The sequence below is a fragment of the Pseudomonas sp. BJP69 genome, from assembly GCF_007633355.1.
Classification (GTDB): domain Bacteria; phylum Pseudomonadota; class Gammaproteobacteria; order Pseudomonadales; family Pseudomonadaceae; genus Aquipseudomonas; species Aquipseudomonas juntendi.
In genome coordinates this window covers 3,351,798-3,375,879 of sequence record NZ_CP041933.1, presented here as the reverse complement: position 1 = coordinate 3,375,879, position 24,082 = coordinate 3,351,798, and the positions used below count along the sequence as shown (strand labels likewise).

The window sequence follows — 24,082 nt, the reverse complement described above, 5'->3', positions numbered from 1 at the left end:
GGCTAGGCGGCCTGCCTGTGGCGAGGTGCCACAGCTCAGCCTGACCTCCAGGCGCTGCGATAAACGCCCGGCGGCACGCCGTAGGCCTGCTTGAACTGCCGGCTCAGGTGGCTCTGGTCGGCAAAGCCCAAGTCGAACGCGACCTGCGACGCTACCAGGCCGCTTTTCAGCATTTCCCGTGCACGGGCCAGGCGCCGCTGTTTGAGCCAGGCATGCGGCGGCAGGCCGGTAGCCTGGCGAAACACCCGGGCGAAGTGAAATGGCGACAGGTTGACCGCCGCTGCCAGCGCCTCCAGCGAAGGCGGGTCGGCCAGCCGGCTTTCCAGCAGTTCGCGCGCGCGGGCCACTGCCAGGGGCTCTTGGCCCGGGGCCGAAGGCGCCGCGCATTGCCCATGGCGCTGCACCAGCGCCAGCACCGCCTGGCGCCAGGCGGTTTGCTGCTGCAGGGCGCTGGCACCGGCTTCTGACAACTGGTGCAGTTGGCTGAATGCAACGGCCAGCGCAGGGTCTTGGATCACGCTGGCCTTGAAGCTGGGCATGCCGTGACGCCCCAGCTCCAGTTCCTCGAGCACCCCTGTGACCCGTTCATGATCGGGGTAGAAACCGCGATAGCGCCAACCTGCTTCGTGAGCGGTGGCGCCGGTGTGCAGTTCGTCCGGATTGATCAACACCATGCTGCCGACCGGGGCCAGGTGCTCGCTGCCGCGGTGCCAGAAACGCTGGGCCCCGGACTCGATCACGGTGAACACATAACCCTCGTGGACATGCGGGGCAAAGCGCTGCTGAACGTAACGCGCGTGCAGCATCTCGACGTCACCCAGCGCTGGCGCCTGCCAAAGGTGTGTCTGCTCGCGCAGTGCCCCGCTCATGCCAGCCAACTGCGCAACAGGAAGAAGATCAACATGCTCACCAGCATGCTCAGCACTACGCTGCGGGTCAACAGCACCAAGGTGATGGCCGCCAGTGAGCCCAGCAGGTAGGGGTTGAGCAGGCTCAGTTCGAGCTGGTGCTCGGGCAGGAAAATGATGGGGCCGCAGATAGCCGTGAGCATGCCCGGCACGGCAAAGCCCAGAAATTGCCGCGCGTTGGAGCTAAGCCGTAAGGGCAGGCGCGGTTCCAGAAACGCGTAGCGATTGAGAAACACGATGGCGCCCATGGCAAAAATCAGCACCCAGGTCATGTGCGTGCTCCGGCAAATTTCTGGCAGATGAAACCGGCGCTCATGCCCAGCAGCCCGGCGGCGACCAGGGCGGTCTCCCAGTGCCAGTAGCTGAACAATACCGAGCAGAACAGCGACACGGCTACGCACGCCAGCGTGGCGAGGTTGCGCACCAGTGGCGCGATCAAGGCCACGAAGGTGGCGACGATGGAAAAGTCCAGCCCGTACTGGTCCAGGTGTGGAATGCTCTGGCCCAGCAGGATGCCGGCCAGGGTGAACAGGTTCCAGGCAACGTAGAAGGTCAGGCCCACCCCTAACGCGTACCAGCGGTTGAACTGCTGCTGGTCGTACTGGCTGGTCAGGGCGAAGAATTCGTCGGTCAACAGAAAGCCCAGGCCCAGCCGCCAGCGCAGCGGCTGGTTGGACAGCACTGGGCGCATCGACAGGCCATACAGCAGGTGCTGTGAGGTCAACAGCAAAGTGGTCAGCAGTATCGATGCCAGGTTCGCGCCGCCCTTGAGCATGCCGATGGCCACCAGTTGCGCGGCGCCGGCAAAGACGATGGCCGACAGCCCTTGGCCCTGCCAAGGGCTTAGGTTGGCCTCGATGGCCATCGACCCGGCGAGCAGGCCCCAAGGGGCGACGGCAAGGGACAGCGGCAGGATGGCGATGGCGCCGTGGAGAAAGGCTTGGCGAGCAATGGTGGGCATGGTGTCTGCAATGCGTTTACAGGGCAGGCCAGCATGCCAGACGGGCAGGGGGTTGGCTTGAACGATCTTGCTGGTCGACAGCGCTTTTGGCATGGGCGCCCGTAATGCCCCCGGGCACCGGCTAGGGGTGTCGGGTCAGGTGTTGCTGCGCTGTCACGCAGCCATTGATGTCGACCGCCTTCTGCAGCAGGCTCAACCGGTGCTGTGGGTCCAGTTCGCTGAGCAGGCGGTACACCTCGGCCTGGTAGTCACGCTGGCGGCCCCACAGCATTTCCAGGCCTTGTGGCTGGTTGCGTCGGCAGGCCAGCTGGGTGGCAGGCTGCGGGTAATAGGGGGCGTACACGGTGGCCATGCTGGGGATGGCCTCCAGGGCTGTGCGGTAATCGCTACTGGCATTGTAGGGCTGGCACCAGGTGGCGATGGCCGGTGCGGGTGCGGCAAAGCCCTGCTTTAGGCTGGCTTCGAGCAACGGGCAGGCAGCTTCAGGGATCTGCGCCGCGGGAAGGTAGGTCATGTAGTACAGGGCCAACCGGTACTGGGCGACCGGGTGGCCCAGCTCGACCGACTTTTTCAACAGGGCCACCGCTGTAGGCAAGGTGTGAGCCATTGCCTGCCCCTGGCGGCTGAGCTCCGGGTCGGCGCCCAGCGACGTGCGCAGGGTGCTGCTGCCTTCTTCCTGATTGTCGGCCTGTTCCAGCAATGGCAACGCCTGGCGGTAGAGCAGGTCGGCATGCGGGTCGATATTAACCTCCAGCGCCTGGGCAGCCAGCGGCAGTAACGCAACCAGCAGCGCGGGCAGGCGCATGGCCAGGCTCACAGGTGAACCCCATGGGCGGCCAGGTGAGAGTGCACGGTTTCGACGGTCATGGCGGTCAAGCATTGCGCCTCGGGGAAATCGGAACGACCACGTATTCTAGCCAGCCAAGGGGCCTGGCCGAAAGGCCGCTGTGCAAATGTCAGACGAGTCTGATAGGGGTGACATTACGTTGGGCGTGTTTTTCCTGGGCCAGGCCCAGCTTGGCGGTGATCACCTTGGCCAAGGCATTGTTGCCCAGGTCGTTCAGGTGCAGGCGATCGATGAACAAATCTGCCCCGAACACGGGCGAGCTGCTGAGCATGCCGTTCATGTCGTAGCAGGGGACCGGATCGGCCTGGCTCTTGATGCGGCGAAAAAACGCCGAGTGCAGTTGGCTGTCGAACGCGCCGTCGAGCAGCCGGTCGAAGTTGCCCGGCTGCTGCTCCAGTGCCGCCAACATGGCCTGTTCACCGGCAGGCAGGGTTTCCCGGCACCAGGGCAGCAACGGTTGCAGGATGAAGGTCAGGGTCGCATGGCTGTCGGCCAGCAACCGGTCCCACTGCCGCAGCGTGCGGCCAATGGTGTCGGCGGCGCGGGCCAGGCGCTTCTCCGGGGCGGATAGCGGCCAACTGCCCACGGCTTCGGCTGGCGGCGGCGGCGCCAAGGCTTGACCAATGCGCCGCCACAACGATTGCCGGCGGGCGGCGGTGGCAGGCTGCAGGCCTTCGCTGAAGCTGTTGAGAAAGTCTTGGTAAGCCTTGCCATGGGCCGCTGCGGGGCTGGCAAGCACTTCGCACAGGGCTTCGTGGGCCAGGCTGTTCAGGCCGCTGAGCACGACCACGTGGCCGAGCTGGCCCAGGCGATGCTGGTGGGTCAGGAACAACAGCAGCTCCTGGCTGGCATTGAGCCCGCAACCGGCCAGGCTCAGCCAGACTTCGCCGGTGAGCATCGACAGGTGCGAGGCCACGGTGTGCTCGTCGGAGCTGGCGCCGATGCCCAGGGCTGTCGAGCCACCCACCAGCAAGTTGATGCGTGAAGCGCCGCCGCGCTCGCCCGCAGAAAAGCGCTTGCCGGCGCAATGGCTGTAGCGCAGGCCCAGGGCATCGGTGTTGATGGTGCCGGAGCGGTAGCTGGTTTCGTGCACATGCATGGTGTGTGGCGCGCGGCGGCTGCCGCGCAGCAGAAAGCGCTGGTAGTCCTGTGGTAGCGGCGAAGGAGGCGGGCTGGTGTGGGTGGGGTTCATGAATGCTCCTTCAATGGCGCCGTAGGGTGCACAGCAGTTTCAGGCCGCCAGTTCTTTCAGGTTGTACAGCAGGCCGCCTGCGGCGATCAGCAGCAGCGCCACTCCGGACGCCAGGCTGATGACCCGGTTGCTACGCTGCGAGGCGATCTTGCCGATGGCGAAGATGTACAGGCTGAGCACAGCGAAGTCGATGGCCACCCAGAGCAGCGACAGGACCACCATGCTTTTGCCGAACGACTCGGTGATCTGGATGAACTGCGGGAAGAAGGCGATGAAGAAGATGATGTCCTTCGGGTTGGAAATGCCCACCATGAACCCTTGCAGCAGCCCGCCACGGCCGGGCTTGGCCGCCTCGTTCGGGGCCTCGTTCGAGGCCGCAGCAGCCGGCGCCTGCAGCGCCTCGCGCAGGGTACCCACGGCAATGTGGCCGATGAACAGGCAGCCCAGCAGGCTCATGATGTTGAGCCAGGTCTTGTCGATGGCCGCGCTGGTGAGGATGATCCAGGCGGCTGCGCCAATCAGCACCAGGGACGCCCAGTTGGTGCCGACGGCGGTGAACATGGCCTTGCGCGAGCCCGAAGCGGCCGCAGTGTTGACGATCAGTGCCACCACTGGGCCGGGCGTGGCGATCAGCAGCAGGACGGTGAGGGCATAAGTGGCGGTGAGTGCGGTATTCACGGTCAGTTCTCGATCAGTATGTCGGGTGTCGGCTGGTGTGCGGTGTGGGTATGAAACGGGCAGCGCGACGGGTTCAGCGAACCTGCCTCCTGCAGCTGGTACTGCTTCCATTCGTAGTTGTCGGCATCGCCAAAAGCGCCAAGGGTGTCGGGCACGACGCCATCGTTGTAGTGGTGTACCCGCTCGCGGATGCGCGCGCGGATGCGCCGGCCGCTTTCGCTGCTGGTGTCGGCCACTTCGTCGAAGTTTTCCCGGGGGTTGATGACGAAGGTGATGTGCTGGCCCAGGTTGCGGCTTTTCATGCGCTGGTGGCCGGGGAAGTTCATGTTGATGAACAGCGGCATGCCGGCGTAGCAGAACGACCAGCCGGTATCGGCGGGGTCGGTCGGTATGCCCTGTGGCCAGGGGTGGGGGTCGCGCGCATGCACCCCGCGCAGCACCTTCCAGGCCAGCGCCTGCTGTTCGCTCAGGCTGCTGTCGGCTGCCGTCTGCAGAAACACCACCAGTGGGCTGCCGATGCGCTGCCGGGGTGTGATAGGTGCGATGAGGCGCACATAATCGGCCAGGCCCTGTGCGATATCATCCGCCAGTTGCTCGGCGCGTGCGAACAGGATGTAACAGGTTTCGCCGTTTACCGCCTTGCGGCCGAACAGGCACGGAAATTCGGGGTTGGCGAGAATGGTGCGAAATTGTTCTACGGTGGTGTACGTCCAGTGTTGCATGTCATGACCATGTTCAGCGGCGAGCTCTAGCGCATCCAGGCGATAGCAATTTCCATATCCCGTAAACATGATTTCCCCAGGCGTGAATTTAAATGAACGTTCCAGTCATATGCAGGCAGGATCTTGGTTATATTTGTTTTTTACCTGCATTTTCCGAGACGCACTTCACGTTGTAAAACGCGTGGAACTATGACCTACTATTAGTCTCACTCATGCTCGGGATATCGCCATGTCGGAACGCATCCAGGCCCTGCACGCATTGCGTGCCTTCGAGGTGGCGTCACGCTATGGCTCCTTCACCCGTGCGGCCGAAGAGCTTGCCTTGACCCAGGGTGCGGTCAGCCACCACATCAAGACCCTCGAAGCCATGTTTGGTTGCGACCTGTTCGAGCGCCGTGGGCCCAAGCTGAGCCTGACCGAGCATGGCCGTGTGCTGGCCCAGGAACTGAAAGTGGGCTTCAAGATCATCGAAAATGCCTGCGCGTTGTTGCGCCAGGACCGTTATGGCTTGCGCCTGAAGGCGCCTTCCACGCTGACCGTACGCTGGCTGTTGCGGGCGCTGGATGCGTTCAAGAAGCACGAAGACCACTGCAGTGTGCAGCTGTCGAGCGTGTGGATGGACATCGACAGCGTCGACTTCTATTCCGAGCCTTACGACTGCGCCATTCTTCTGGCCAGCGGGCGCTTCCCTGCCGACATCGACAGCTTCAAGCTGTTCGACGAGTGGCTGATACCGGTATGCCACCCCGATTACATGGCGCAAGCGCAGCCAGCCCTCAGCGACCTGCCGCAGTGCGAGTTCCTGCACCCTTCCCCCGACCGGCGCGACTGGCGGCGCTGGTTGGCGCGGATGGACGCGCTGCACATCAGTATCGACCAGGGGCAGGTATTCGACACGCTGGACCAGGGCATTTCGGCTGCCCAGCAGGGCCTGGGCATTTCGGTCGTCGACCTGGTACTGGCCAGTGCCGACCTGGCGGCCGGGCGCCTGGTTACGCCATTCAAGCATGCCGTGGCCACCGGCGACGGGTACTACATGACCTGGCTCAAGGCCAGCCCCAAGGCGCGGCAGATGCACAAGCTGCGTGACTTCCTGATGGGCCAGGTGCCGCCGCTGGCCTACAAGGATATCGACTACCTGTACGGTTGAGCCGTACTGCTTCGCGGTGGCAGAGCGCTGTGGCCAAAGTGCCTTGCAACGGCTGCGCGCATGCCAGCCAGCGGTTTAGAATGGCCGGCTTGCCATTTTGTTACCCGGAGCCTGCCCATGAGCAACCTGCAATTCCGCCAGCCCGTCATGACCGACGCCGAGCGCTGCTACCAGATTGAGGTGAGTGCCTACGAGGGCGACGAGGCGGCCACCCTGGAAAAGATCCGCACCCGTATCAGCCAGTATCCACAGGGCTTCCTGTTGCTCGAAGAGCAGGGCGGCATCGTGGGATTCATCAACAGCGGCTGTGCCCATGCCGTGGTGATGGCTGACGAGGCGTTCAAAGAGTTGGTCGGGCATGACCCGCAGGCAGCCAATGTGGTGATCATGTCGGTGGTGGTGGACCCTGCGCACCAGGGCAAAGGCTACGCCAAGCGGCTGATGGATGAATTCATTGCGCGGACCAAGGCGCAAGGCAAGCAGACCATTCACCTGATGTGCAAGGACCAGCATGTCGAGCTGTACCGCAAGATGGGCTACCAGTACGTGCGGCCTTCGCCCTCCGACCACGGCGGCATGGCCTGGCACGAAATGGTCATGGCCCTTTAGGCAACCGTGAAGCGGGCCTCAGCAGCCTGTGGCTGCTGAGGTTGCTGGGGTATCAGTACTCCCAGAAGATCCGCTGCAGCTCCTTGCTGTCCTGGGTCTTGGTCATCGCCACCATGGCCAGAATCCGCGCCTTCTGGGGGTTCAGGTCGTGTGCCACCACCCAGTCGTTCTTGTCATCTGGCTGTTCGGCGTTACGCAGCACGAGGCCACCCTGGTTGACGTGCGACGAGCGAATGATCTGCACACCCTCCTTGCGCAGTTCCTGCAGCGCCGGCACTACCCGTGAAGACACCGAGCCATTGCCGGTACCGGCGTGGATCAGCGCCTTGGCGCCATGTTGCGCCAACGCTTTGTAGGCGGTGTCGGTCACGTTGCCATAGCCATAGGCAATGTCCACCTGTGGCAGGCTGCTGATCTGTTTGATGTCGAACTCGGAGTTGACCGTGTGACGCTTGGCCGGCAGGCGGAACCAGTACGACTTGCCTTCCACGACCATGCCCATTGGCCCCCAGGCGCTCTTGAACGCTTCAGTCTTGATGTTGACGGCCTTGCTTACGTCACGGCCAGACTGGATCTCGTCGTTCATGGTCACCAGCACGCCCTTGCCTCGCGACTGCTGGTCGCCGGCCACGGCCACTGCGTTGTAGAGGTTGAGCATGCCGTCGGCGGACATGGCGGTGCCCGGGCGCATCGAGCCGACTACCACGATTGGCTTGTCGGTCTTCTCGACCAGGTTGAGGAAGTAGGCGGTTTCTTCCAGGGTGTCGGTACCGTGGGTGATGACGATACCGTCCACATCCTTGCTGTCGGCCAGTTCGGCGACGCGTTTGGCCAGCTTGAGCAGGTCATCGTTGCTGATGCTTTCCGAGGCGATCTGCATCACCTGCTCGCCGCGCACATTAGCGATGTCGGCGAGCTCCGGCACGCCGGCGATCAGCTTGTCCACCCCCAGCTTGGCAGCTTGGTAGGTGGCGCTGTTGGCGGCGCTGGCGCCAGCGCCGGCGATGGTGCCACCGGTGGCGAGGATGACCACGTTGGCCAGTTTCTGCCGGGTTTCGGCTTCCTTGGCCGAGGCGGCGGTGGGCAGGACCAGCAGCAGGGCGAGGGCGCTGGGGGCAAAGGTTTTCAGTGCGGCATTCATCGTTCTTGTGCTCTCTTCCAAATGAGATGGTTTTTGAATCGCGCAGCTTGCAAGGCATCTTTCATACCAGCTTGCGCGCGCAGTGGTGCAGGCACCGCCATGTGTTGCAGTGCTGTGCGCAGCAGCCCCGAAACCACGGCCGCAGCGCAGGTTGGCGCAGGTGCAGCGCAGCCCGGCGCGACCCAGGGGGGGCGTTGCGGGGGTAGTGTTCCATTCGAGAATCCGAACAGGCGTAGGAAAAGGTGTTCGGTTTTGCGGAAAGATTCTGGATAATCAGCGCCAACGGTTTCGGCCGCTGACCTGAAAAACGGATTTGACAAACCCTGGTACTGTTTCCATAGTTACGTACCGCAAACGTTTGCGATCCGATAAAAAAACAAGATTCGGAGTCATCGTCCATGAAGCTGCCGTTCCCCGGTCGTCTGCTCGCCCTCGCTGTCGTTTCCTCACTCTCCCTTGCCTTGCCGTTTTCTGCCGCCCACGCCGAAGACAAGCCCAAGGTCGCCCTGGTCATGAAATCGCTGGCCAACGAGTTCTTCCGCACCATGGAAGACGGTGCCAAGGACTACCAGAAAAGCCACGCCGCTGAGTTTGATTTGATTGCCAACGGCATCAAGAACGAAACCGACACTGGCGAACAGATCCGCATCGTCGAGCAAATGGTCAACGCCGGCGCCAAGGCGCTGGTGATCGCGCCGGCCGATTCCAAGGCGCTGGTATCAGCGGTGAAGAAAGCCATGGACAAAGGCGTGGTGGTGATCAACATCGATAACCGCCTGGACCCCGACCTGCTCAAGAGCAAAGGCATCAGCGTGCCCTTCGTCGGCCCTGACAACCGCAAAGGCGCGCGTATGGTGGGCGAGTACCTGGCCCAACAGAAGCTCAAGGCCGGTGACCAGGTGGGCATCATCGAAGGGGTGCCAACCACCACCAACGCCCAGCAGCGCACCGCAGGCTTCAAGGACGCCATGGAAGCCGCCAAAATGAACATCGTCTCGGTCCAAAGCGGTAACTGGGAGATCGACAAAGGCAACGCCGTCGCCGCTTCCATGCTCAACGAATACCCCGACCTGAAGGCGCTGCTGGCCGGTAACGACAGCATGGCGCTGGGTGCGGTTTCGGCTGTGCGTGCCGCCGGCAAGGCGGGCCAGGTGCAAGTGGTCGGCTATGACAATATCAACGCCATCAAGCCCATGCTGGCCGATGGCCGCGTGCTCGCCACCCTTGACCAGGCCGCCAGCCAGCAAGCCGTATTCGGTATTCAGGCAGCATTGAAAATGGTCAAAGGCGAAAAGCCTGACGTGGATGCCGACAACGTCATCCAGACCCCAGTCAAGCTCGTTACCAAGTAGCCCCGACCCTGCCAGGAGAACCGGCCATGCCTGCATCGGCCAATGAAGTGGTGCTCGCTGCCAGCGGCCTTGGCAAGACCTACGCCCAGCCGGTGCTGGGCGAGGTCAGCCTGAATCTGCGTGCCGGCGAAGTGCTGGCCCTGACCGGCGAAAACGGTGCGGGTAAGAGCACGCTGTCCAAGTTGATCAGCGGCCTGGAAACCCCCACCACCGGGCACATGACCTACCGCGGCCAGGCCTACGCCCCCGCCAGCCGCAGCGAGGCCGAGCGCCTTGGCGTGCGCATGGTCATGCAGGAACTGAACCTGCTGCCAACCTTGACCGTGGCGGAAAACCTGTTTCTCGACAACCTGCCCAGCCGCTTTGGCTGGATCAACCACAAACGCCTGCGCCAGTTGGCCACGGCGGCCATGGCCAGGGTCGGGCTCGATGCCATCGACCCGGATACCCCAGTCGGCGAACTGGGTATCGGCCACCAGCAAATGGTCGAAATCGCCCGTAACCTGATCGGCGACTGCCACGTGCTGATCTTCGACGAACCCACCGCGATGCTGACCGCGCGTGAGGTGGAACTGTTATTTACCCAGATCGACCGCCTGCGCGCGCGCGGGGTGGCCATCGTCTACATCTCGCACCGCTTGGAAGAACTGCAGCGCGTGGCCCAGCGGATCGTCGTACTGCGCGACGGCAGGCAGGTGTGTGACGAGCCCATCCAGCGCTACAGCAGCGCCGAACTGGTCAACCTCATGGTGGGCCGCGAACTGGGCGAACACATCGACCTGGGCCGGCGGCAGCTTGGCGCACCCTTGCTCAAGGTCGAGCGGCTTACCCGCAGCGACAAGGTGCGCGAGGTATCTTTCGAGGTCAGGGCGGGGGAGATATTCGGCATCTCCGGCCTGATCGGCGCGGGCCGCACCGAGTTGTTGCGCCTGATCTACGGCGCCGACCGTGCTGACAGCGGCAGCATCGCATTGGGCCAGCCACCGCAGCCGGTGACCATCGATTCGCCCAAGGCGGCCGTGCGCGCAGGCATAGCCTTGATCACCGAAGACCGCAAAGGCGAGGGCCTGCTGCTGAGCCAGTCGATCAGCGCCAACATTGCCTTGGGCAACCTTGGCGCCGTGTCACGGGCCGGCGTGCTCGACGGCGAGGCGGAAAGGGCTTTGGCCGAGCGCCAGATCCAGGCCATGCGTATTCGCAGCGCCGGTGCGCACCAGGTGGTGGGCGAGCTGTCGGGTGGCAACCAGCAGAAGGTCGTGATCGGCCGTTGGCTGGAGCGCAACTGCCAGGTGCTGCTGTTCGACGAGCCCACCCGGGGCATCGATGTCGGTGCCAAGTTCGACATTTACGGCCTGCTGGCCGAGCTGGCACGCCAAGGCAAGGCCCTGGTGGTGGTGTCCAGCGACCTGCGCGAGTTGATGTTGATCTGCGACCGCATCGCCGTGCTGTCTGCCGGCCGCCTGATCGACACCTTCGACCGTGAGCACTGGACGCAGGATCAACTGTTGGCGGCAGCCTTTGCCGGTTATCAGAAACGTGACGCTCTGCTGCATGAGGCAGCCCCCAGGATGGACGTATGAAAACCACACCGCTCGACAGCCAAGGCGCCGCCGTGCGCCGCAACGGTTCCTATTATGGCCTGGGTACCTACCTGGGCCTGGCCGGCGCCTTGCTGGCGATGATCGTGCTGTTCTCGTTCCTCAGCAGCCACTTCTGGTCGTACAACACTTTCAGCACATTGGCCAACCAGATCCCGGACCTGATGGTACTGGCGGTCGGCATGACCTTCGTGCTGATCATCGGCGGTATCGACCTGTCGGTGGGGTCGGTGCTGGCCCTGGCCGCGTCTACGGTGAGCGTGGCGATGCTCGGTTGGGGCTGGGGCGTGCTACCCGCCGCGCTGCTGGGCATGGCCGTGGCTGCGCTGGCCGGTAGCATCACTGGCAGCGTGACCGTGGCCTGGCGCATCCCGTCGTTCATCGTCTCGCTCGGCGTGCTGGAAATGGCCCGTGGCCTGGCCTACCAGTTCACCGACTCGCGCACCGCCTATATCGGCGATGCCTATGCCTGGTTCTCCGACCCGGTCGCGTTTGGCATCTCGCCAGCGTTCATCATCGGCTTGCTGGTGATCGTGCTGGCCCACCTGGTACTGACCCGCACGGTGTTCGGCCGCTACCTGATCGGCATCGGCACCAATGAAGAGGCCGTGCGCCTGGCAGGTATCGACCCACGGCCCTACAAAGTGCTGGTGTTCGCGCTGATGGGCCTGCTGGCCGGGCTGGCTGCGCTGTTCCAGATTTCCCGGTTGGAAGCGGCCGACCCGAATGCCGGCTCTGGCCTGGAACTGCAGGTCATTGCCGCCGTGGTGATCGGCGGCACCAGCCTGATGGGCGGGCGTGGCTCGGTCATCAGCACCTTCTTCGGCGTGCTGATCATTTCCGTGCTGGCCGCGGGGCTGGCGCAGATCGGTGCCAGCGAACCGACCAAGCGCATCATCACCGGGGCGGTGATCGTCATTGCCGTGGTGCTCGACACTTACCGTAGCCGGCGTGCAGGCCGGCGGAACTGACAACATGGCAACCATCAAAGATGTCGCGGCATTGGCGGGTATTTCCTACACCACGGTGTCCCATGTATTGAACAAGACCCGACCGGTCAGCGAGCAGGTGCGGCAGAAAGTGGAGGCCGCGATTGTCGAACTCGACTACGTGCCCAGTGCCGTGGCGCGTTCGTTGAAGGCTCGTAGCACGGCGACCATCGGCCTGCTGGTGCCCAGCAGCGTGAACCCTTACTTTGCCGAGCTGGCGCGGGGCATCGAGGATGCCTGTGAGCGTAACGGCTATTGCGTGATTCTGTGCAACTCCGATGACAACCCGCAAAAGCAGCGCAGTTACCTGCGCGTGTTGCTGGAAAAGCGTATTGACGGGCTGGTGGTGGCGTCGGTGGGCGAGGACAGCGACCTGCTGCAGAGCCTGGCCGGCGTACGTACGCCCATGGTGATCGTCGACCGCGAGCTGGAAGGGGTGGACGCTGACCTGGTGCGCATTGACCATGAGCACGGCGCTTACTTGGCGACCCAGCACCTGCTGGCCCTGGGGCACCGCGACATCGCCTATATCGGCGGCCCCGCCGATACCGGGGTAACCCAGCTGCGCCTGCGCGGCTTTCATCGGGCCATGGCCGAGGCGCAGGCGCCGGTGCACAGTGACCGTGTGCTGCACTGCGACTTCACCAGCCCGGGCGGCCATGCCGCCGCTGCGCAAGTGTTGCAGGGGCGGCGACCTACGGCCATTTTTGCGGGCAACGACATGATCGGTTTCGGCGTGCTGCGCGCTGCCGCCGAACGCAATATCAACGTGCCCGGCGAATTGTCGGTGATCGGCTTCGACGACATCGAGCTCAGCCGCTACGTGTACCCGCCGTTGACCACCGTGGGCCAGTCGATCCGCGAACTAGGCGAGAGCGCTGCCTCGCTGTTGCTGGCGCGCATCGGCACACCCCGGCAAGGCGTGGCGGAGCAGCGCATCGTCGCCCCGCGCATTGTCTTGCGCGAATCCACCGGGCCGCGCCCGGACCTGTTCAACGATTACCGCTAACGCTAAGGAACTGTCATGAATGCCAAGGTTGTGGTGGTCGGCAGCCTCAACATGGACCTGGTGGTCCGCGCCCAGCGCTTGCCTCGCGCCGGCGAAACCCTGCCCGGTGAGCGTTTTTTCACGGTGCCGGGCGGCAAGGGGGCCAACCAGGCCGTAGCGGCTGCGCGCCTGGGCGCCAGCGTGGCGATGATTGGCAATGTCGGCGATGACGATTATGGCCGCCAGTTGCACCAGGCATTGTCCGCAGAAGGCATTGACTGCCAGGGCGTCAGTACCTGCCCGGGCGTGTCCAGCGGTGTAGCCCTGATCACCGTGGATGCCGCCAGCCAGAATTGCATTGTCGTCATCCCCGGCGGCAATGGCCTGCTGACGCCGCAGTCGGTGCAGCACTTCGAGGCGTTGTTGCAGGCTGCGCAGGTGGTCATCTGCCAGTTGGAGGTGCCGGTCGAGACAGTGGCCTGGACGCTGAAGCGGGCGCACGATCTGGGCAAGCAGGTGATCCTCAACCCGGCGCCTGCCACCGGCCCGCTGCCTGCGCAATGGTTTGCGTTCATCGATTACCTTACCCCCAATGAAAGCGAGGCCGAAGCGCTGACCGGCATTGCGGTGACCGACCAGGCGAGCGCGCAGCTTGCCGCAGAGCGCTTGCTGCAGGCGGGGGCGGGCAAGGTGATCGTCACGCTGGGCGCGCAAGGGGCGTTGCTGGTAACGCCCGAGGGGCACCAGCATTACCCCGCACCGGTGGTGCAGCCGCTGGACACCACTGCTGCTGGCGACACCTTCATTGGCGGCTTCGCTGCGGGCCTGGTGCGTGGTTTGGAGGAGGGCGAGGCCATCGCCTTCGGCCAGCGTGCTGCGGCGCTGTCGGTGACACGCGCTGGCGCGCAGCCATCAATCCCTTACCTGGCGGAGCTGGTGCCATGAAGAAAACCCCGCTGCTGAACGTTGCCCTTTCGCGCACCATCGCCGGCATGGGCCATGGCGATATCCTGGTGATCGGCGATGCCGGCCTGCCGGTGCCGCCAGGCGTGGAAATGATCGACCTGGCGATCACCCCTGGCTTGCCGGACTTCGCCAGTGTGTTGCGGGCCGTGCTGAGCGAGCTTCAGGTGGAGCGGCATGTGCTGGCCGAGGAAATGCAGAAAGTGGTGCCGCCAGCGCTGGTCGAGCTCGAGCGCCTGAAGGGCAAGCTGGGCAAGCGCGAATGGCTTAGCCATGAAGCATTCAAGGTGCTGTCGCGCAGTGCCCGGGCGGTGGTGCGTACCGGTGAGTGCCAGCCCTACAGCAATATCGCGCTGGTTTCCGGCGTCACGTTCTGAGCCGTTGACCAGCCGCCGGTGCCACCCGGCGCGTCGGCCGTTATTCACCAAAGGCAACAGGAGTGCCATTCCATGCTCAAGCCCTGGCTTCAAGGACTCGCTTTCATGCTCACTGCCACCAGCTTGCAGGCTGCCCCCATCGACCTGATCATCGACACCGACCCCGGTGCTGACGACGTGGTCGCCTTGTTCCTGGCCCTGGCCTCGCCAGAAGAACTCAATGTTCGCGCCATCACCACCGTGGCCGGCAATGTGCGCCTGGATAAAACCTCCCGCAACGCGCGCCTGGCGCGCGAATGGGCTGGCCGCGAAGACATCCCGGTTTACGCGGGGGCCGGCCGCCCGCTGGTGCGCGCCCCTGTCTATGCCGCAGAAGTGCACGGCGAAGAAGGCCTGGCCGGCGTTCAAGTGCATGAGCCGAAGGCCCCGCTGGCCGCCGGCAACGCCGTGCAGTACCTGGTAGACACCTTGGCGGCCGCCAAGCCGCACAGCATCACCGTGGCCATGCTCGGCCCACAGACCAACCTGGCCCTGGCGCTGATCCAGCGCCCGGAGATTGCCAAGGGCATCAAGGAGGTGGTGGTCATGGGCGGCGCCCACTTCAACGGCGGCAACATCACCCCGGCGGCAGAATTCAACCTCTACGCCGACCCCCATGCAGCCCAGGTGGTTCTGGCCAGCGGGGTGCAATTGACCTATCTACCGCTGGACGTCACCCACAAGCTGCTGACCAGCGACGCCCGGCTGCAGCAGTTGGCCGCGGTGAATACACAAGCCAGCAAGCGGGTGGTGGACATTCTCAACGTGTACATCAAGCACGACATGGCGTTGTACGGCATGCCCGGCGGTCCGGTGCATGACGCCAGCGTCATTGCCTACTTGCTCAAGCCCGAACTGTTCAGCGGCCGGCGCATTCACCTGAGCATCGACAGCCGCGAAGGCCCGACCTTTGGTCAGACCGTCGCTGACTGGTACGGCGTGCTCAAGCAGCCGGCCAATGTGCTGTGGGTGGAGCAGGGTGACGCCCAAGGCCTGTTCGACCTGCTTAGCGCCCGGTTGGCGCGGCTGCAATAGCTGCGTGCGGGGCGTAGCGCTCCAGCACCTGCTCGATGAAGCTGCGTGCTGCTTCGGGGCCGCGGTCGCGCACCAGCAGGTCGATGCCGATCAACAGCAACTCCTCTGGTGTGCCAGGGCTGTACGCACTCTGGCCCTCGGCCCACTTGACCTTGATATCGGCATCGATGGTGTGGCTGCTCATGAAAAGCTCTCGCTAGGGGCCCGGAACGAAGGGGTGAACACCTGACCCTGGTGTTCGATGGAGGCGGGATGCACTCCACTTCTTGCAGCAAATCATGGCTTTGCGCCAGTGACCGTGCGCGCTAAGCATATGGCAAACGCAGCGGGTTGTGCAAAATCCGGTCACGATTGCTTTTCCCCCTCGCTGATCGAGTTCAGGCAGACTTGGCCGGTTTTGCAACAAATGATGAGCGGAACTGTCGGATCAGACATTCCCATACCGATTTAGGAGGCTTCATGTTCCGTACCCGTGCTTACCTGGCAACCCTGGCGATGGCTGCTGTCCTGGCTGGTTGCAGCACTGGTGGCGATGCTGGTGGTAATGCCGGTGGGGCTGCACCGGCTGCGCCGGCCGGCAACGACGGCCGCTGCGATGCCAGCGGCGCAGACTTTGCCATGGGCAAGCAGGCCAGTGCCGAGTTGCTGGAGCAGGCGCGCAAGGCCAGTGGTTCGCAAATAGCGCGTATTCTCAAGCCGCACGACGTGGTAACCCTGGAGTACCGGTCCGAGCGCCTGAACCTTAACGTCAATGAGCAGGGTGTGGTCAACCGCGTCAACTGCGGTTGATTCAGCTACCCCCGGCCCCTGGGGCGCGCCCAAAAAAAACCCGCCACAAGGGCGGGTTTTTTTACAGCTATCCGAATTACTCCGGACGAACCTGTGCAGCCTGCATGCCTTTCTGGCCGCGCTCGGCGACGAAGGAAACAGTCTGGCCTTCTTTCAGGCTCTTGAAGCCGTCAGATTCGATGGCTTTGAAGTGAACGAACAGGTCGTCGCCGCCGCCTGCTGGGGTGATGAAGCCGTAGCCTTTCTCATCATTGAACCATTTGACGGTGCCTTGTTGGCGATTGGACATGGGTGAATCTCCAGAACATTTAGTTTTTTCGGTGGTGCAATGCGGCCGAGGCTACGGAGCACGGGACGTATCATAGTCCATTTCTGCGCATCTAGCGCCTTTTACCTTCGCCGGATATTGATCCAGCTCAAAGATTTACCAGCCGACTTTGGCTTTAAGGTTTCAGCCCTTTGGTGCGCAGGCCTGTTTCACAACCGTTTGCGCTTTCTGCATCAGCTTGGCGTCCACGCCATCCTTGCTGTCCAGGTCAGCAATTTCGGCATCGGTGAAGTTCTTCTTGATGGCTTGGGCGCCACAGTCGCAGTGTTTCTTCGCAGTTGCAGCATCAACGCCCTGGCCGCTGGCCACCTGCGTGCACTGGGCCATGTAGCCGGCCTCTTTCCCCGGTGGGAAGTTGCCAGCGTTCGCGGCTACCGGCAGCAGCAGGGCAGCAGTGGCCGCCAGGGCCAGAAGAGACGGAACTCGCATAACCAGTTACTCCTTGGGTTAAGGTCTCATCAAGAGTAGGTTGCTTCCCAAAGTCTGATAGGGCTTTTTCCGGGTTAGTTCACCCCGACCCTGTAATTTCCAAATATTTCTGCCTGCGGTGCAACCCGCGTGCTAGCATGCTCGGCTTGTGTTCGCGCCTTTGCCTGGCGCAGCCATTTTTCTTTCCAGTCACTCTGGTTCGTCCCTCGCAAGCCGAAAGGCTTCTGCCACTGTGAGGCAGGCTTCCTTTGCAGGAAGGCAGGTCGGATCTTGTACTGGCTCATCCCAACCCACGTGACCTTTGGTAGGGGTCACCACTAGGAGAGGAGGCGCCATGCCCGTTATTACTCTTCCCGATGGCAGTCAGCGTTCGTTTGATCACGCCGTATCCGTAGCCGATGTCGCCGCATCCATTGGTGCAGGCCTCGCCAAGGCCACCGTGGCCGGTAAGGTCGACGGCAAGCTGGTCGACGCCTGCGACCTGATCAGCCACGACGCCACCCTGCAGATCATCACCCCTAAAGATGCAGAGGGACTGGAGATCATCCGCCACTCGTGCGCCCACCTGGTTGGCCACGCGGTGAAGCAGCTGTACCCGACCGCCAAGATGGTGATCGGCCCGGTGATCGACGAAGGCTTCTATTACGACATCGCCTACGAGCGCCCCTTCACCCCTGAAGACCTGGCCGCCATCGAAAAGCGCATGATGGAGCTGATCGACAAAGACTACGACGTGGTCAAGAAGGTCACCCCGCGCGCCGAAGTCATCGATGTTTTCACCGCCCGTGGTGAAGACTACAAGCTGCGCCTGGTCGAAGACATGCCGGACGAACAGGCCATGGGCCTGTACTACCACGAAGAATACGTCGACATGTGCCGTGGCCCGCACGTGCCCAACACCCGCTTCCTCAAGGCTTTCAAGCTGACCAAGCTGTCCGGCGCCTACTGGCGTGGCGATGCCAAGAACGAGCAGTTGCAGCGCGTGTACGGCACCGCCTGGGCGGACAAGAAGCAGCTGGCAGCCTACATCCAGCGCATCGAAGAAGCCGAAAAACGCGACCACCGCAAGATCGGCAAGCAGCTCGACCTGTTCCACCTGCAGGAAGAAGCCCCGGGCATGGTGTTCTGGCACGCCAACGGCTGGACCGTCTACCAGGTGCTCGAGCAGTACATGCGTGGCGTGCAGCGCGAAAACGGCTACCAGGAAATCAAGACCCCGCAGGTTGTCGACCGTATTCTGTGGGAGCGTTCCGGCCACTGGTCCAACTACGCCGAGAACATGTTCACCACCTCGTCGGAAAGCCGCGACTACGCGGTAAAACCGATGAACTGCCCGTGCCACGTGCAGGTGTTCAACCAGGGCCTGAAAAGCTACCGCGACCTGCCGCTGCGCCTGGCCGAGTTCGGTGCCTGCCACCGTAACGAGCCATCCGGCGCCCTGCACGGCATCATGCGCGTACGTGGCTTCGTACAGGACGACGCACACATCTTCTGCACCGAAGAGCAGGTGAAGAAAGAAGCAGCCGACTTCATCAAGCTGACCCTGGACGTGTACAAGGACTTCGGCTTCAGCGACATTGCCATGAAGCTGTCCACCCGCCCGGCCAAGCGTGTCGGTTCCGAAGAGCTGTGGGACCGTGCCGAAGGTGCACTGGCCGACGCCCTCAACGAATCCGGCCTGGAGTGGGAATACCAGCCAGGCGAAGGTGCCTTCTACGGTCCGAAGATCGAGTTCACCCTGCGTGACTGCCTTGGCCGTAACTGGCAGTGCGGTACCCTGCAGTACGATCCGAACCTGCCAGAGCGCCTGGATGCCAGCTATATCGCCGAAGACAACAGCCGCGTGCGCCCGGTAATGCTGCACCGTGCCATCCTCGGCTCGTTCGAGCGCTTCATCGGCATGCTGATCGAGCACTACGCTGGCGTGTTCCCGGCCTGGCTCGCACCGACCCAGGCGGTGATCATGAACATCACCGACAAACAGGCCGATTTCGCCCTTCAGGTGGAGAAATCTCTGAACGGTAGCGGTTTCCGTGCCAAGTCGGACTTGAGAAATGAGAAGATCGGCTTTAAAATCCGCGAGCATACTTTGCTCAAGGTCCCGTACCTTTTGGTTATAGGGGACCGCGAAGTCGAAACGCAAACCGTCGCTGTGCGCACTCGCGAAGGTGCTGACCTGGGCTCCATGCCCGTCGCCCAGTTCGTTGAGCTGCTGAATCAAGCGGTTTCCCGGCGTGGTCGCCAAGAATCGGAGTAATGACTATTAAGCGTGAAATGAGAAACGATAAGCGTGCTGTACCGAAGGCCCCGATCAACGAGAATATCTCGGCCCGCGAGGTTCGGTTAATTGGCGCAGACGGCGAGCAAGTTGGCATCGTCTCGATTGATGAAGCGCTGCGTATCGCTGATGAAGCGAAGCTGGACCTGGTAGAAATCTCTGCAGACGCAGTACCACCTGTCTGCAAGGTGATGGACTACGGCAAGCACCTCTTCGAGAAGAAGAAGCAGGCTAACGAAGCCAAGAAAAACCAGAAACAGATCCAGATCAAAGAAATCAAGTTTCGTCCAGGGACGGAGGATGGGGATTACCAGGTAAAACTACGCAACCTGGTACGTTTCCTTACCGATGGGGACAAGGCCAAGATCTCTCTGAGATTCCGCGGCCGTGAGATGGCCCACCAGGAGCTGGGCATGGAGCTGTTGAAGCGGGTCGAAGCCGACCTCGCCGAATACGGCACCGTTGAGCAGCATCCTAAGATGGAAGGACGCCAGCTTATGATGGTCATCGCCCCCAAGAAAAAGAAATAATCTCCCGGGCACGGCAGGCCTGATGATTATGTGTAATTTTATCGAATGCGGAGTTCCAACATGCCAAAAATGAAAACCAAGAGCGGTGCTGCGAAGCGCTTCCTGAAGACTGCTTCGGGCTTCAAGCACAAGCACGCTTTCAAGAGCCACATCCTGACCAAAATGTCGACCAAGCGTAAGCGTCAACTGCGCGGTGCCAGCTTGCTGCACCCGTCCGACGTGGCGAAAGTCGAGCGCATGCTGCGCGTACGTTAATTCTGGTTAAGATAGAGGAAGTTACTCATGGCTCGTGTTAAGCGCGGCGTTATCGCTCGTAAGCGTCACAAAAAAATTCTGAAGCTGGCTAAAGGTTACTACGGTGCACGTTCGCGCGTATTCCGTGTAGCCAAGCAAGCGGTCATCAAGGCTGGCCAATACGCCTACCGCGACCGTCGCCAGAAGAAGCGTCAGTTCCGCGCACTGTGGATCGCTCGTATCAACGCCGGTGCCCGCACCAACGGTCTGTCCTACAGCCGTCTGATTGCTGGCCTGAAAAAGGCTTCGATCGAAATCGACCGTAAGGTTCTGGCCGATCTGGCAGTGAACGAAAAAGCGGCGTTTGCTGCGATTGTCGAGAAAGCTAAAGCCGTTCTGGCTTAAGTACCCGCGACAATCACCCGGCGGCGCTCGCGGCGCCGGGCATTGAACGTCATCGATAGGGGAAGAGCCTTCAAAGCTCTTCCCCTATTTTCGTATCTGGAGTCTGTACATGGAAAACCTGGATGCGCTGGTCTCCCAAGCCCTAGAGGCCGTGGAGCGCGCTGAAGACATCACTACCCTGGAACAGATCCGGGTTAACTATCTCGGCAAGAAAGGCGAGCTGACCCAGGTGATGAAGACCCTGGGCAACCTGCCAGCCGAAGAGCGGCCGAAAGTCGGCGCGCTGATCAACGACGCCAAAGAGCGCGTTACCGTTGTACTCAATGCCCGCAAGGCTGCCTTTGAAGAAGCCGAGCTCAGCGCTCGCCTGGCTGCCGAATGCATTGACGTCACCCTGCCAGGCCGTGGCCAGGCCACCGGTGGCCTGCACCCGATCACCCGTACCCTCGAGCGCATCGAGCAGTTCTTCACCCACATTGGCTACGGCATTGCCGAAGGCCCTGAGGTGGAAGACGACTACCACAACTTCGAAGCGCTCAACATCCCCGGCCACCACCCGGCGCGGGCGATGCACGACACCTTCTACTTCAATGCCAACATGCTGCTGCGTACCCACACCTCGCCGGTGCAGGTGCGGACCATGGAGTCCACCCAGCCGCCCATCCGCATTGTCTGCCCGGGCCGCGTTTACCGCTGCGACTCGGATATCACCCACTCGCCGATGTTCCACCAGGTCGAAGGCCTGCTGATCGACCGCGATATCAACTTCGCCGACCTCAAGGGCACCATCGAAGAGTTCCTGCGCGTGTTCTTCGAGAAAGAACTGGCGGTGCGTTTCCGCCCATCGTTCTTCCCCTTCACCGAGCCGTCCGCCGAAGTCGATATCCAGTGCGTGATGTGCTCCGGCAACGGCTGCCGGGTGTGCAAGCAAACCGGCTGGCTGGAAGTGATGGGTTGCGGCATGGTGCACCCGAACGTGCTGCGCATGTCTGGCATCGACCCGGAAGAGTTCCAGGGCTTCGCCTTTGGCATGGGGGCCGAGCGCCTGGCCATGCTGCGCTATGGCGTCAACGATTTGCGTCTGTTCTTCGACAACGACCTGCGGTTCCTGGCGCAATTCCGCTAGGCCCAATCGACGCAACTTTCAGGAGAACAGCATGAAATTCAGTGAACAGTGGCTGCGCGGTTGGGTAAACCCGCAAGTCTCTCGTGACGAACTGGTTGCCCGCCTGTCCATGGCCGGCCTTGAAGTCGACAGCGTTACCCCCGCTGCCGGCCAGTTCAGCGGCATCGTGGTAGGCGAGATCCTGGCCACCGAACAACACCCGGACGCCGACAAGCTGCGCGTGTGCCAGGTAACCAACGGCCAGGAAACCTTCCAGGTCGTGTGCGGCGCCCCTAACGCCCGCCCAGGCATCAAGGTGCCATTCGCCATGATCGGCGCCGAGCTGTCTGGCGACTTCAAGATCAAGAAGGCCAAGCTGCGTGGCGTCGAGTCCTTCGGCATGCTGTGCTCGGCTGCCGAGCTGGAAATCAGCGAAGAAAACGACGGCCTGCTGGAACTGGCAGCCGATGCCCCGGTAGGCGAGAACATTCGTACCTACCTGAGCCTGGACGACGCCAGCATCGAAATCGGCCTTACGCCGAACCGCGGTGACTGCCTGTCCATCGCCGGCCTGGCGCGTGACGTCAGCGCCCTGTACGACACCCCGGTGACCCGCCCGGTAGTGCCGGCCGTACCACCGGCCCACGACGAAGTGCGCCCGGTTGAAGTCAGCGCCCCGGCTGCATGCCCGCGCTACCTGGGCCGCGTTATCCGTAACGTCGACCTGAGCAAGCCAACCCCGTTGTGGATGGTCGAGCGCCTGCGCCGCAGCGACGTGCGCAGCATCGACGCCGCCGTAGACGTCACCAACTACGTGATGCTCGAACTCGGCCAGCCGATGCACGCCTTCGACCTGGCAGAAATCAACGGCGGTATTCGCGTACGCATGGCCGAAGAGGGCGAAAAGCTCGTTCTGCTCGACGGCCAGGAAGTGGCCCTGCGCGCCGACACCCTGGTGATCGCCGACCACACCCGTGCCTTGGCCATCGCCGGCGTCATGGGGGGGGAGCACAGCGGTGTAAACACCGAAACAACCCGCGACCTGTTCCTGGAAAGTGCCTTCTTCGAGCCGATTTCGGTTGCCGGTAAAGCCCGTTCCTACGGCCTGCACACCGATGCCTCGCACCGCTACGAGCGCGGCGTCGACTCGCACCTGGCCCGCGAAGCCATGGAACGCGCCACCCAGCTGCTGCTGGACATTGTCGGCGGCGAAGCCGGCCCGGTCGTCGAAGCCGTCAGCGAGCAGCACCTGCCGCAGGTGGCCCCGGTTACCCTGCGCGCCGAACGCATCACCCAGATGCTTGGCATGGAAATGGACCCAGCCCAGGTCGAGCAACTGCTCAACGCCCTGGAACTGACCACCAGCAAGGCAGCCGAAGGGGAGTGGACCGTCACCGTGCCAAGCCACCGCTTCGACATCAGCCTGGAAGTGGACCTGATCGAAGAACTGGCCCGCCTGTACGGCTACAACAACCTGCCGGTCCGCTACCCGCAAGCGCGCCTGGCGCCACAGGGCAAGCCGGAAACCCGCGGTGACCTACCGACCCTGCGCCGCCTGCTGGTTGCCCGCGGTTACCAGGAAGCCATCACCTACAGCTTCATCGACCCGAAACTGTTCGAACTGTTCAGCCCGGGCGTAGAGCCGCTGCTGCTGGCCAACCCCATTTCCAGCGACATGGCCGCCATGCGTGCCTCGCTGTGGCCGGGCCTGGTCAAAGCCCTGCAGCACAACCTGAACCGCCAGCAAGACCGCGTGCGCCTGTTCGAAAGCGGCCTGCGTTTCGTCGGCCAGCTGGGTGACCTGCAACAGCAGCCCATGATCGCTGGCGTGGTCACCGGCAGCCGCCTGCCAGAAGGCTGGGCCAACGGCCGCGACGGCGTCGATTTCTTCGACGTTAAAGCCGACGTGGAAGCCTTGCTGGGTTATTCCGGTGCCCTGAGCGACTTCACCTTCAGCGCCGGCAAGCACCCAGCCCTGCACCCAGGCCAGACCGCCGCCATCGAGCGCGACGGCAAACTGGTCGGTTACCTCGGCGCCATCCACCCAGAGCTGGCCAAAGCCCTGGACCTGGACCGCCCGGTGTTCCTGTTCGAGCTGGTGCTGGGCGACGTGGTCGAAGGCCGCCTGCCGAAATTCAGCGAACTGTCCAAGTTCCCGGAAACCCGTCGTGACCTGGCCTTGATCGCCGGCCGTGACGTAGCAGCCAGCGCGGTGCTTGAATTAATTCGTGACAATGCAGGCGAATGGCTCACAGACCTCAGGCTGTTTGATGTCTACCAGGGTAAAGGTATTGATCCTGATAGAAAAAGCCTGGCCGTCGGCTTGACCTGGCAGCATCCATCGCGCACTCTTAACGACGATGAGGTGAACACTACCCTGCAAAACATCCTCACCTCGCTCGAACAAAGGTTGAACACCACGTTAAGGAAATAAC

Annotated in this window: 27 protein-coding genes; 16 read left to right on the top strand and 11 right to left on the bottom strand. The window is 62.6% G+C overall.

Annotation, left to right across the window (positions count from 1 at the left end; translation table 11 throughout):
* Positions 1-35: 35 nt before the first annotated feature.
* The 7 genes from FPB55_RS15690 to FPB55_RS15660 all read right to left on the bottom strand — a co-directional run bounded on the left by FPB55_RS15690 (position 36) and on the right by FPB55_RS15660 (position 5,377).
* Positions 36-869, bottom strand: coding sequence for an AraC family transcriptional regulator (locus FPB55_RS15690; protein WP_125854537.1), 834 nt, complete (start codon positions 867-869; stop codon positions 36-38).
* On the bottom strand, positions 866-1,180 hold the full coding sequence (locus FPB55_RS15685; protein ID WP_009685903.1) for an AzlD domain-containing protein: 315 nt from the start codon (positions 1,178-1,180) through the stop codon (positions 866-868). The genes FPB55_RS15690 and FPB55_RS15685 overlap by 4 nt, the downstream gene beginning before the upstream one ends.
* Complete coding sequence (locus tag FPB55_RS15680) at positions 1,177-1,869, bottom strand: AzlC family ABC transporter permease (RefSeq protein ID WP_029884915.1); 693 nt, start codon at positions 1,867-1,869, stop codon at positions 1,177-1,179. The genes FPB55_RS15685 and FPB55_RS15680 overlap by 4 nt, the downstream gene beginning before the upstream one ends.
* Positions 1,870-1,990: 121 nt before the next feature.
* The gene (locus FPB55_RS15675; protein ID WP_047149981.1) at positions 1,991-2,686 is read right to left on the bottom strand and encodes a hypothetical protein; all 696 of its coding nucleotides are present in this window, start codon (positions 2,684-2,686) and stop codon (positions 1,991-1,993) included.
* 139 nt (positions 2,687-2,825) lie between these two features.
* Positions 2,826-3,908 carry a hypothetical protein gene (locus tag FPB55_RS15670; RefSeq protein ID WP_009685900.1) on the bottom strand — a complete coding sequence of 361 codons (1,083 nt, stop codon included), beginning with the start codon at positions 3,906-3,908 and terminating at the stop codon, positions 2,826-2,828.
* 39 nt (positions 3,909-3,947) lie between these two features.
* On the bottom strand, positions 3,948-4,586 hold the full coding sequence (locus FPB55_RS15665) for a LysE family translocator (protein WP_115294176.1): 639 nt from the start codon (positions 4,584-4,586) through the stop codon (positions 3,948-3,950).
* Positions 4,587-4,588: 2 nt separating this feature from the next.
* Positions 4,589-5,377 carry a YqcI/YcgG family protein gene (locus FPB55_RS15660; protein WP_047149980.1) on the bottom strand — a complete coding sequence of 263 codons (789 nt, stop codon included), beginning with the start codon at positions 5,375-5,377 and terminating at the stop codon, positions 4,589-4,591.
* Positions 5,378-5,537: 160 nt separating this feature from the next.
* Here FPB55_RS15660 and FPB55_RS15655 point away from each other — a divergent pair, with 160 nt between their 5' ends.
* On the top strand, positions 5,538-6,458 hold the full coding sequence (locus FPB55_RS15655; RefSeq protein ID WP_029884919.1) for a LysR substrate-binding domain-containing protein: 921 nt from the start codon (positions 5,538-5,540) through the stop codon (positions 6,456-6,458).
* Between the two features lie 117 nt (positions 6,459-6,575).
* Positions 6,576-7,067, top strand: a complete 492-nt coding sequence (locus FPB55_RS15650; protein WP_144188622.1) for a GNAT family N-acetyltransferase — start codon at positions 6,576-6,578, stop codon at positions 7,065-7,067.
* Positions 7,068-7,119: 52 nt separating this feature from the next.
* Here FPB55_RS15650 and FPB55_RS15645 read toward each other — a convergent pair whose 3' ends face one another.
* Positions 7,120-8,208, bottom strand: a complete 1,089-nt coding sequence (locus FPB55_RS15645) for an asparaginase (RefSeq protein WP_009685895.1) — start codon at positions 8,206-8,208, stop codon at positions 7,120-7,122.
* A gap of 398 nt (positions 8,209-8,606) precedes the next feature.
* On the opposite strand from FPB55_RS15645, the gene FPB55_RS15640 reads away from it, so the two are divergent.
* The 7 genes from FPB55_RS15640 (at position 8,607) to FPB55_RS15610 (ending at position 15,549) form a co-directional block, all read left to right on the top strand.
* The gene (locus tag FPB55_RS15640) at positions 8,607-9,560 is read left to right on the top strand and encodes a sugar ABC transporter substrate-binding protein (protein ID WP_009685894.1); all 954 of its coding nucleotides are present in this window, start codon (positions 8,607-8,609) and stop codon (positions 9,558-9,560) included.
* 26 nt (positions 9,561-9,586) lie between these two features.
* Positions 9,587-11,140 (top strand): sugar ABC transporter ATP-binding protein, encoded by a 1,554-nt coding sequence (locus FPB55_RS15635; protein WP_009685893.1) that lies wholly within the window; start codon positions 9,587-9,589, stop codon positions 11,138-11,140.
* Positions 11,137-12,129, top strand: coding sequence for an ABC transporter permease (locus tag FPB55_RS15630; RefSeq protein ID WP_047149979.1), 993 nt, complete (start codon positions 11,137-11,139; stop codon positions 12,127-12,129). The genes FPB55_RS15635 and FPB55_RS15630 overlap by 4 nt, the downstream gene beginning before the upstream one ends.
* Before the next feature lie 4 nt (positions 12,130-12,133).
* Positions 12,134-13,156 (top strand): LacI family DNA-binding transcriptional regulator, encoded by a 1,023-nt coding sequence (locus tag FPB55_RS15625; protein ID WP_047149978.1) that lies wholly within the window; start codon positions 12,134-12,136, stop codon positions 13,154-13,156.
* Between the two features lie 15 nt (positions 13,157-13,171).
* Complete coding sequence (rbsK, locus tag FPB55_RS15620) at positions 13,172-14,080, top strand: ribokinase (RefSeq protein ID WP_009685888.1); 909 nt, start codon at positions 13,172-13,174, stop codon at positions 14,078-14,080.
* The gene (rbsD, locus tag FPB55_RS15615) at positions 14,077-14,475 is read left to right on the top strand and encodes a D-ribose pyranase (protein ID WP_009685887.1); all 399 of its coding nucleotides are present in this window, start codon (positions 14,077-14,079) and stop codon (positions 14,473-14,475) included. Before rbsK ends, rbsD begins: the two co-directional genes overlap by 4 nt.
* 72 nt (positions 14,476-14,547) lie before the next feature.
* On the top strand, positions 14,548-15,549 hold the full coding sequence (locus FPB55_RS15610) for a nucleoside hydrolase (protein WP_033691009.1): 1,002 nt from the start codon (positions 14,548-14,550) through the stop codon (positions 15,547-15,549).
* Here the strand turns inward: FPB55_RS15610 and FPB55_RS15605 are convergent.
* Positions 15,521-15,733 carry a hypothetical protein gene (locus FPB55_RS15605; protein WP_009685885.1) on the bottom strand — a complete coding sequence of 71 codons (213 nt, stop codon included), beginning with the start codon at positions 15,731-15,733 and terminating at the stop codon, positions 15,521-15,523. The two genes, FPB55_RS15610 and FPB55_RS15605, sit on opposite strands and share 29 nt — an antisense overlap.
* Positions 15,734-16,008: 275 nt before the next feature.
* Between FPB55_RS15605 and FPB55_RS15600 the strand changes: the two genes are divergently transcribed.
* The gene (locus FPB55_RS15600; protein ID WP_009685884.1) at positions 16,009-16,338 is read left to right on the top strand and encodes an I78 family peptidase inhibitor; all 330 of its coding nucleotides are present in this window, start codon (positions 16,009-16,011) and stop codon (positions 16,336-16,338) included.
* Positions 16,339-16,414: 76 nt separating this feature from the next.
* Here FPB55_RS15600 and FPB55_RS15595 read toward each other — a convergent pair whose 3' ends face one another.
* Together FPB55_RS15595 and FPB55_RS15590 are read right to left on the bottom strand one after the other, a co-directional pair.
* On the bottom strand, positions 16,415-16,627 hold the full coding sequence (locus tag FPB55_RS15595) for a cold-shock protein (RefSeq protein WP_003250656.1): 213 nt from the start codon (positions 16,625-16,627) through the stop codon (positions 16,415-16,417).
* Between the two features lie 162 nt (positions 16,628-16,789).
* The gene (locus FPB55_RS15590) at positions 16,790-17,095 is read right to left on the bottom strand and encodes a hypothetical protein (RefSeq protein WP_009685883.1); all 306 of its coding nucleotides are present in this window, start codon (positions 17,093-17,095) and stop codon (positions 16,790-16,792) included.
* 334 nt (positions 17,096-17,429) lie between these two features.
* On the opposite strand from FPB55_RS15590, the gene thrS reads away from it, so the two are divergent.
* The 6 genes from thrS to pheT all read left to right on the top strand — a co-directional run bounded on the left by thrS (position 17,430) and on the right by pheT (position 24,081).
* Positions 17,430-19,352 carry a threonine--tRNA ligase gene (thrS, locus tag FPB55_RS15585; protein ID WP_009685881.1) on the top strand — a complete coding sequence of 641 codons (1,923 nt, stop codon included), beginning with the start codon at positions 17,430-17,432 and terminating at the stop codon, positions 19,350-19,352.
* Positions 19,352-19,903 carry a translation initiation factor IF-3 gene (infC, locus tag FPB55_RS15580; RefSeq protein WP_012052879.1) on the top strand — a complete coding sequence of 184 codons (552 nt, stop codon included), beginning with the start codon at positions 19,352-19,354 and terminating at the stop codon, positions 19,901-19,903. The genes thrS and infC overlap by 1 nt, the downstream gene beginning before the upstream one ends.
* Before the next feature lie 60 nt (positions 19,904-19,963).
* A complete protein-coding gene (rpmI, locus tag FPB55_RS15575) occupies positions 19,964-20,158 on the top strand; it encodes a 50S ribosomal protein L35 (protein ID WP_003250667.1) in 195 nt (64 codons plus the stop codon).
* Between the two features lie 27 nt (positions 20,159-20,185).
* Positions 20,186-20,542, top strand: coding sequence for a 50S ribosomal protein L20 (rplT, locus tag FPB55_RS15570; protein ID WP_003250671.1), 357 nt, complete (start codon positions 20,186-20,188; stop codon positions 20,540-20,542).
* A gap of 109 nt (positions 20,543-20,651) precedes the next feature.
* The gene (gene pheS / locus FPB55_RS15565; RefSeq protein ID WP_009685880.1) at positions 20,652-21,668 is read left to right on the top strand and encodes a phenylalanine--tRNA ligase subunit alpha; all 1,017 of its coding nucleotides are present in this window, start codon (positions 20,652-20,654) and stop codon (positions 21,666-21,668) included.
* Positions 21,669-21,699: 31 nt separating this feature from the next.
* Complete coding sequence (gene pheT, locus FPB55_RS15560; protein WP_047149977.1) at positions 21,700-24,081, top strand: phenylalanine--tRNA ligase subunit beta; 2,382 nt, start codon at positions 21,700-21,702, stop codon at positions 24,079-24,081.
* The last annotated feature ends 1 nt before the right edge of the window (position 24,082 follow it).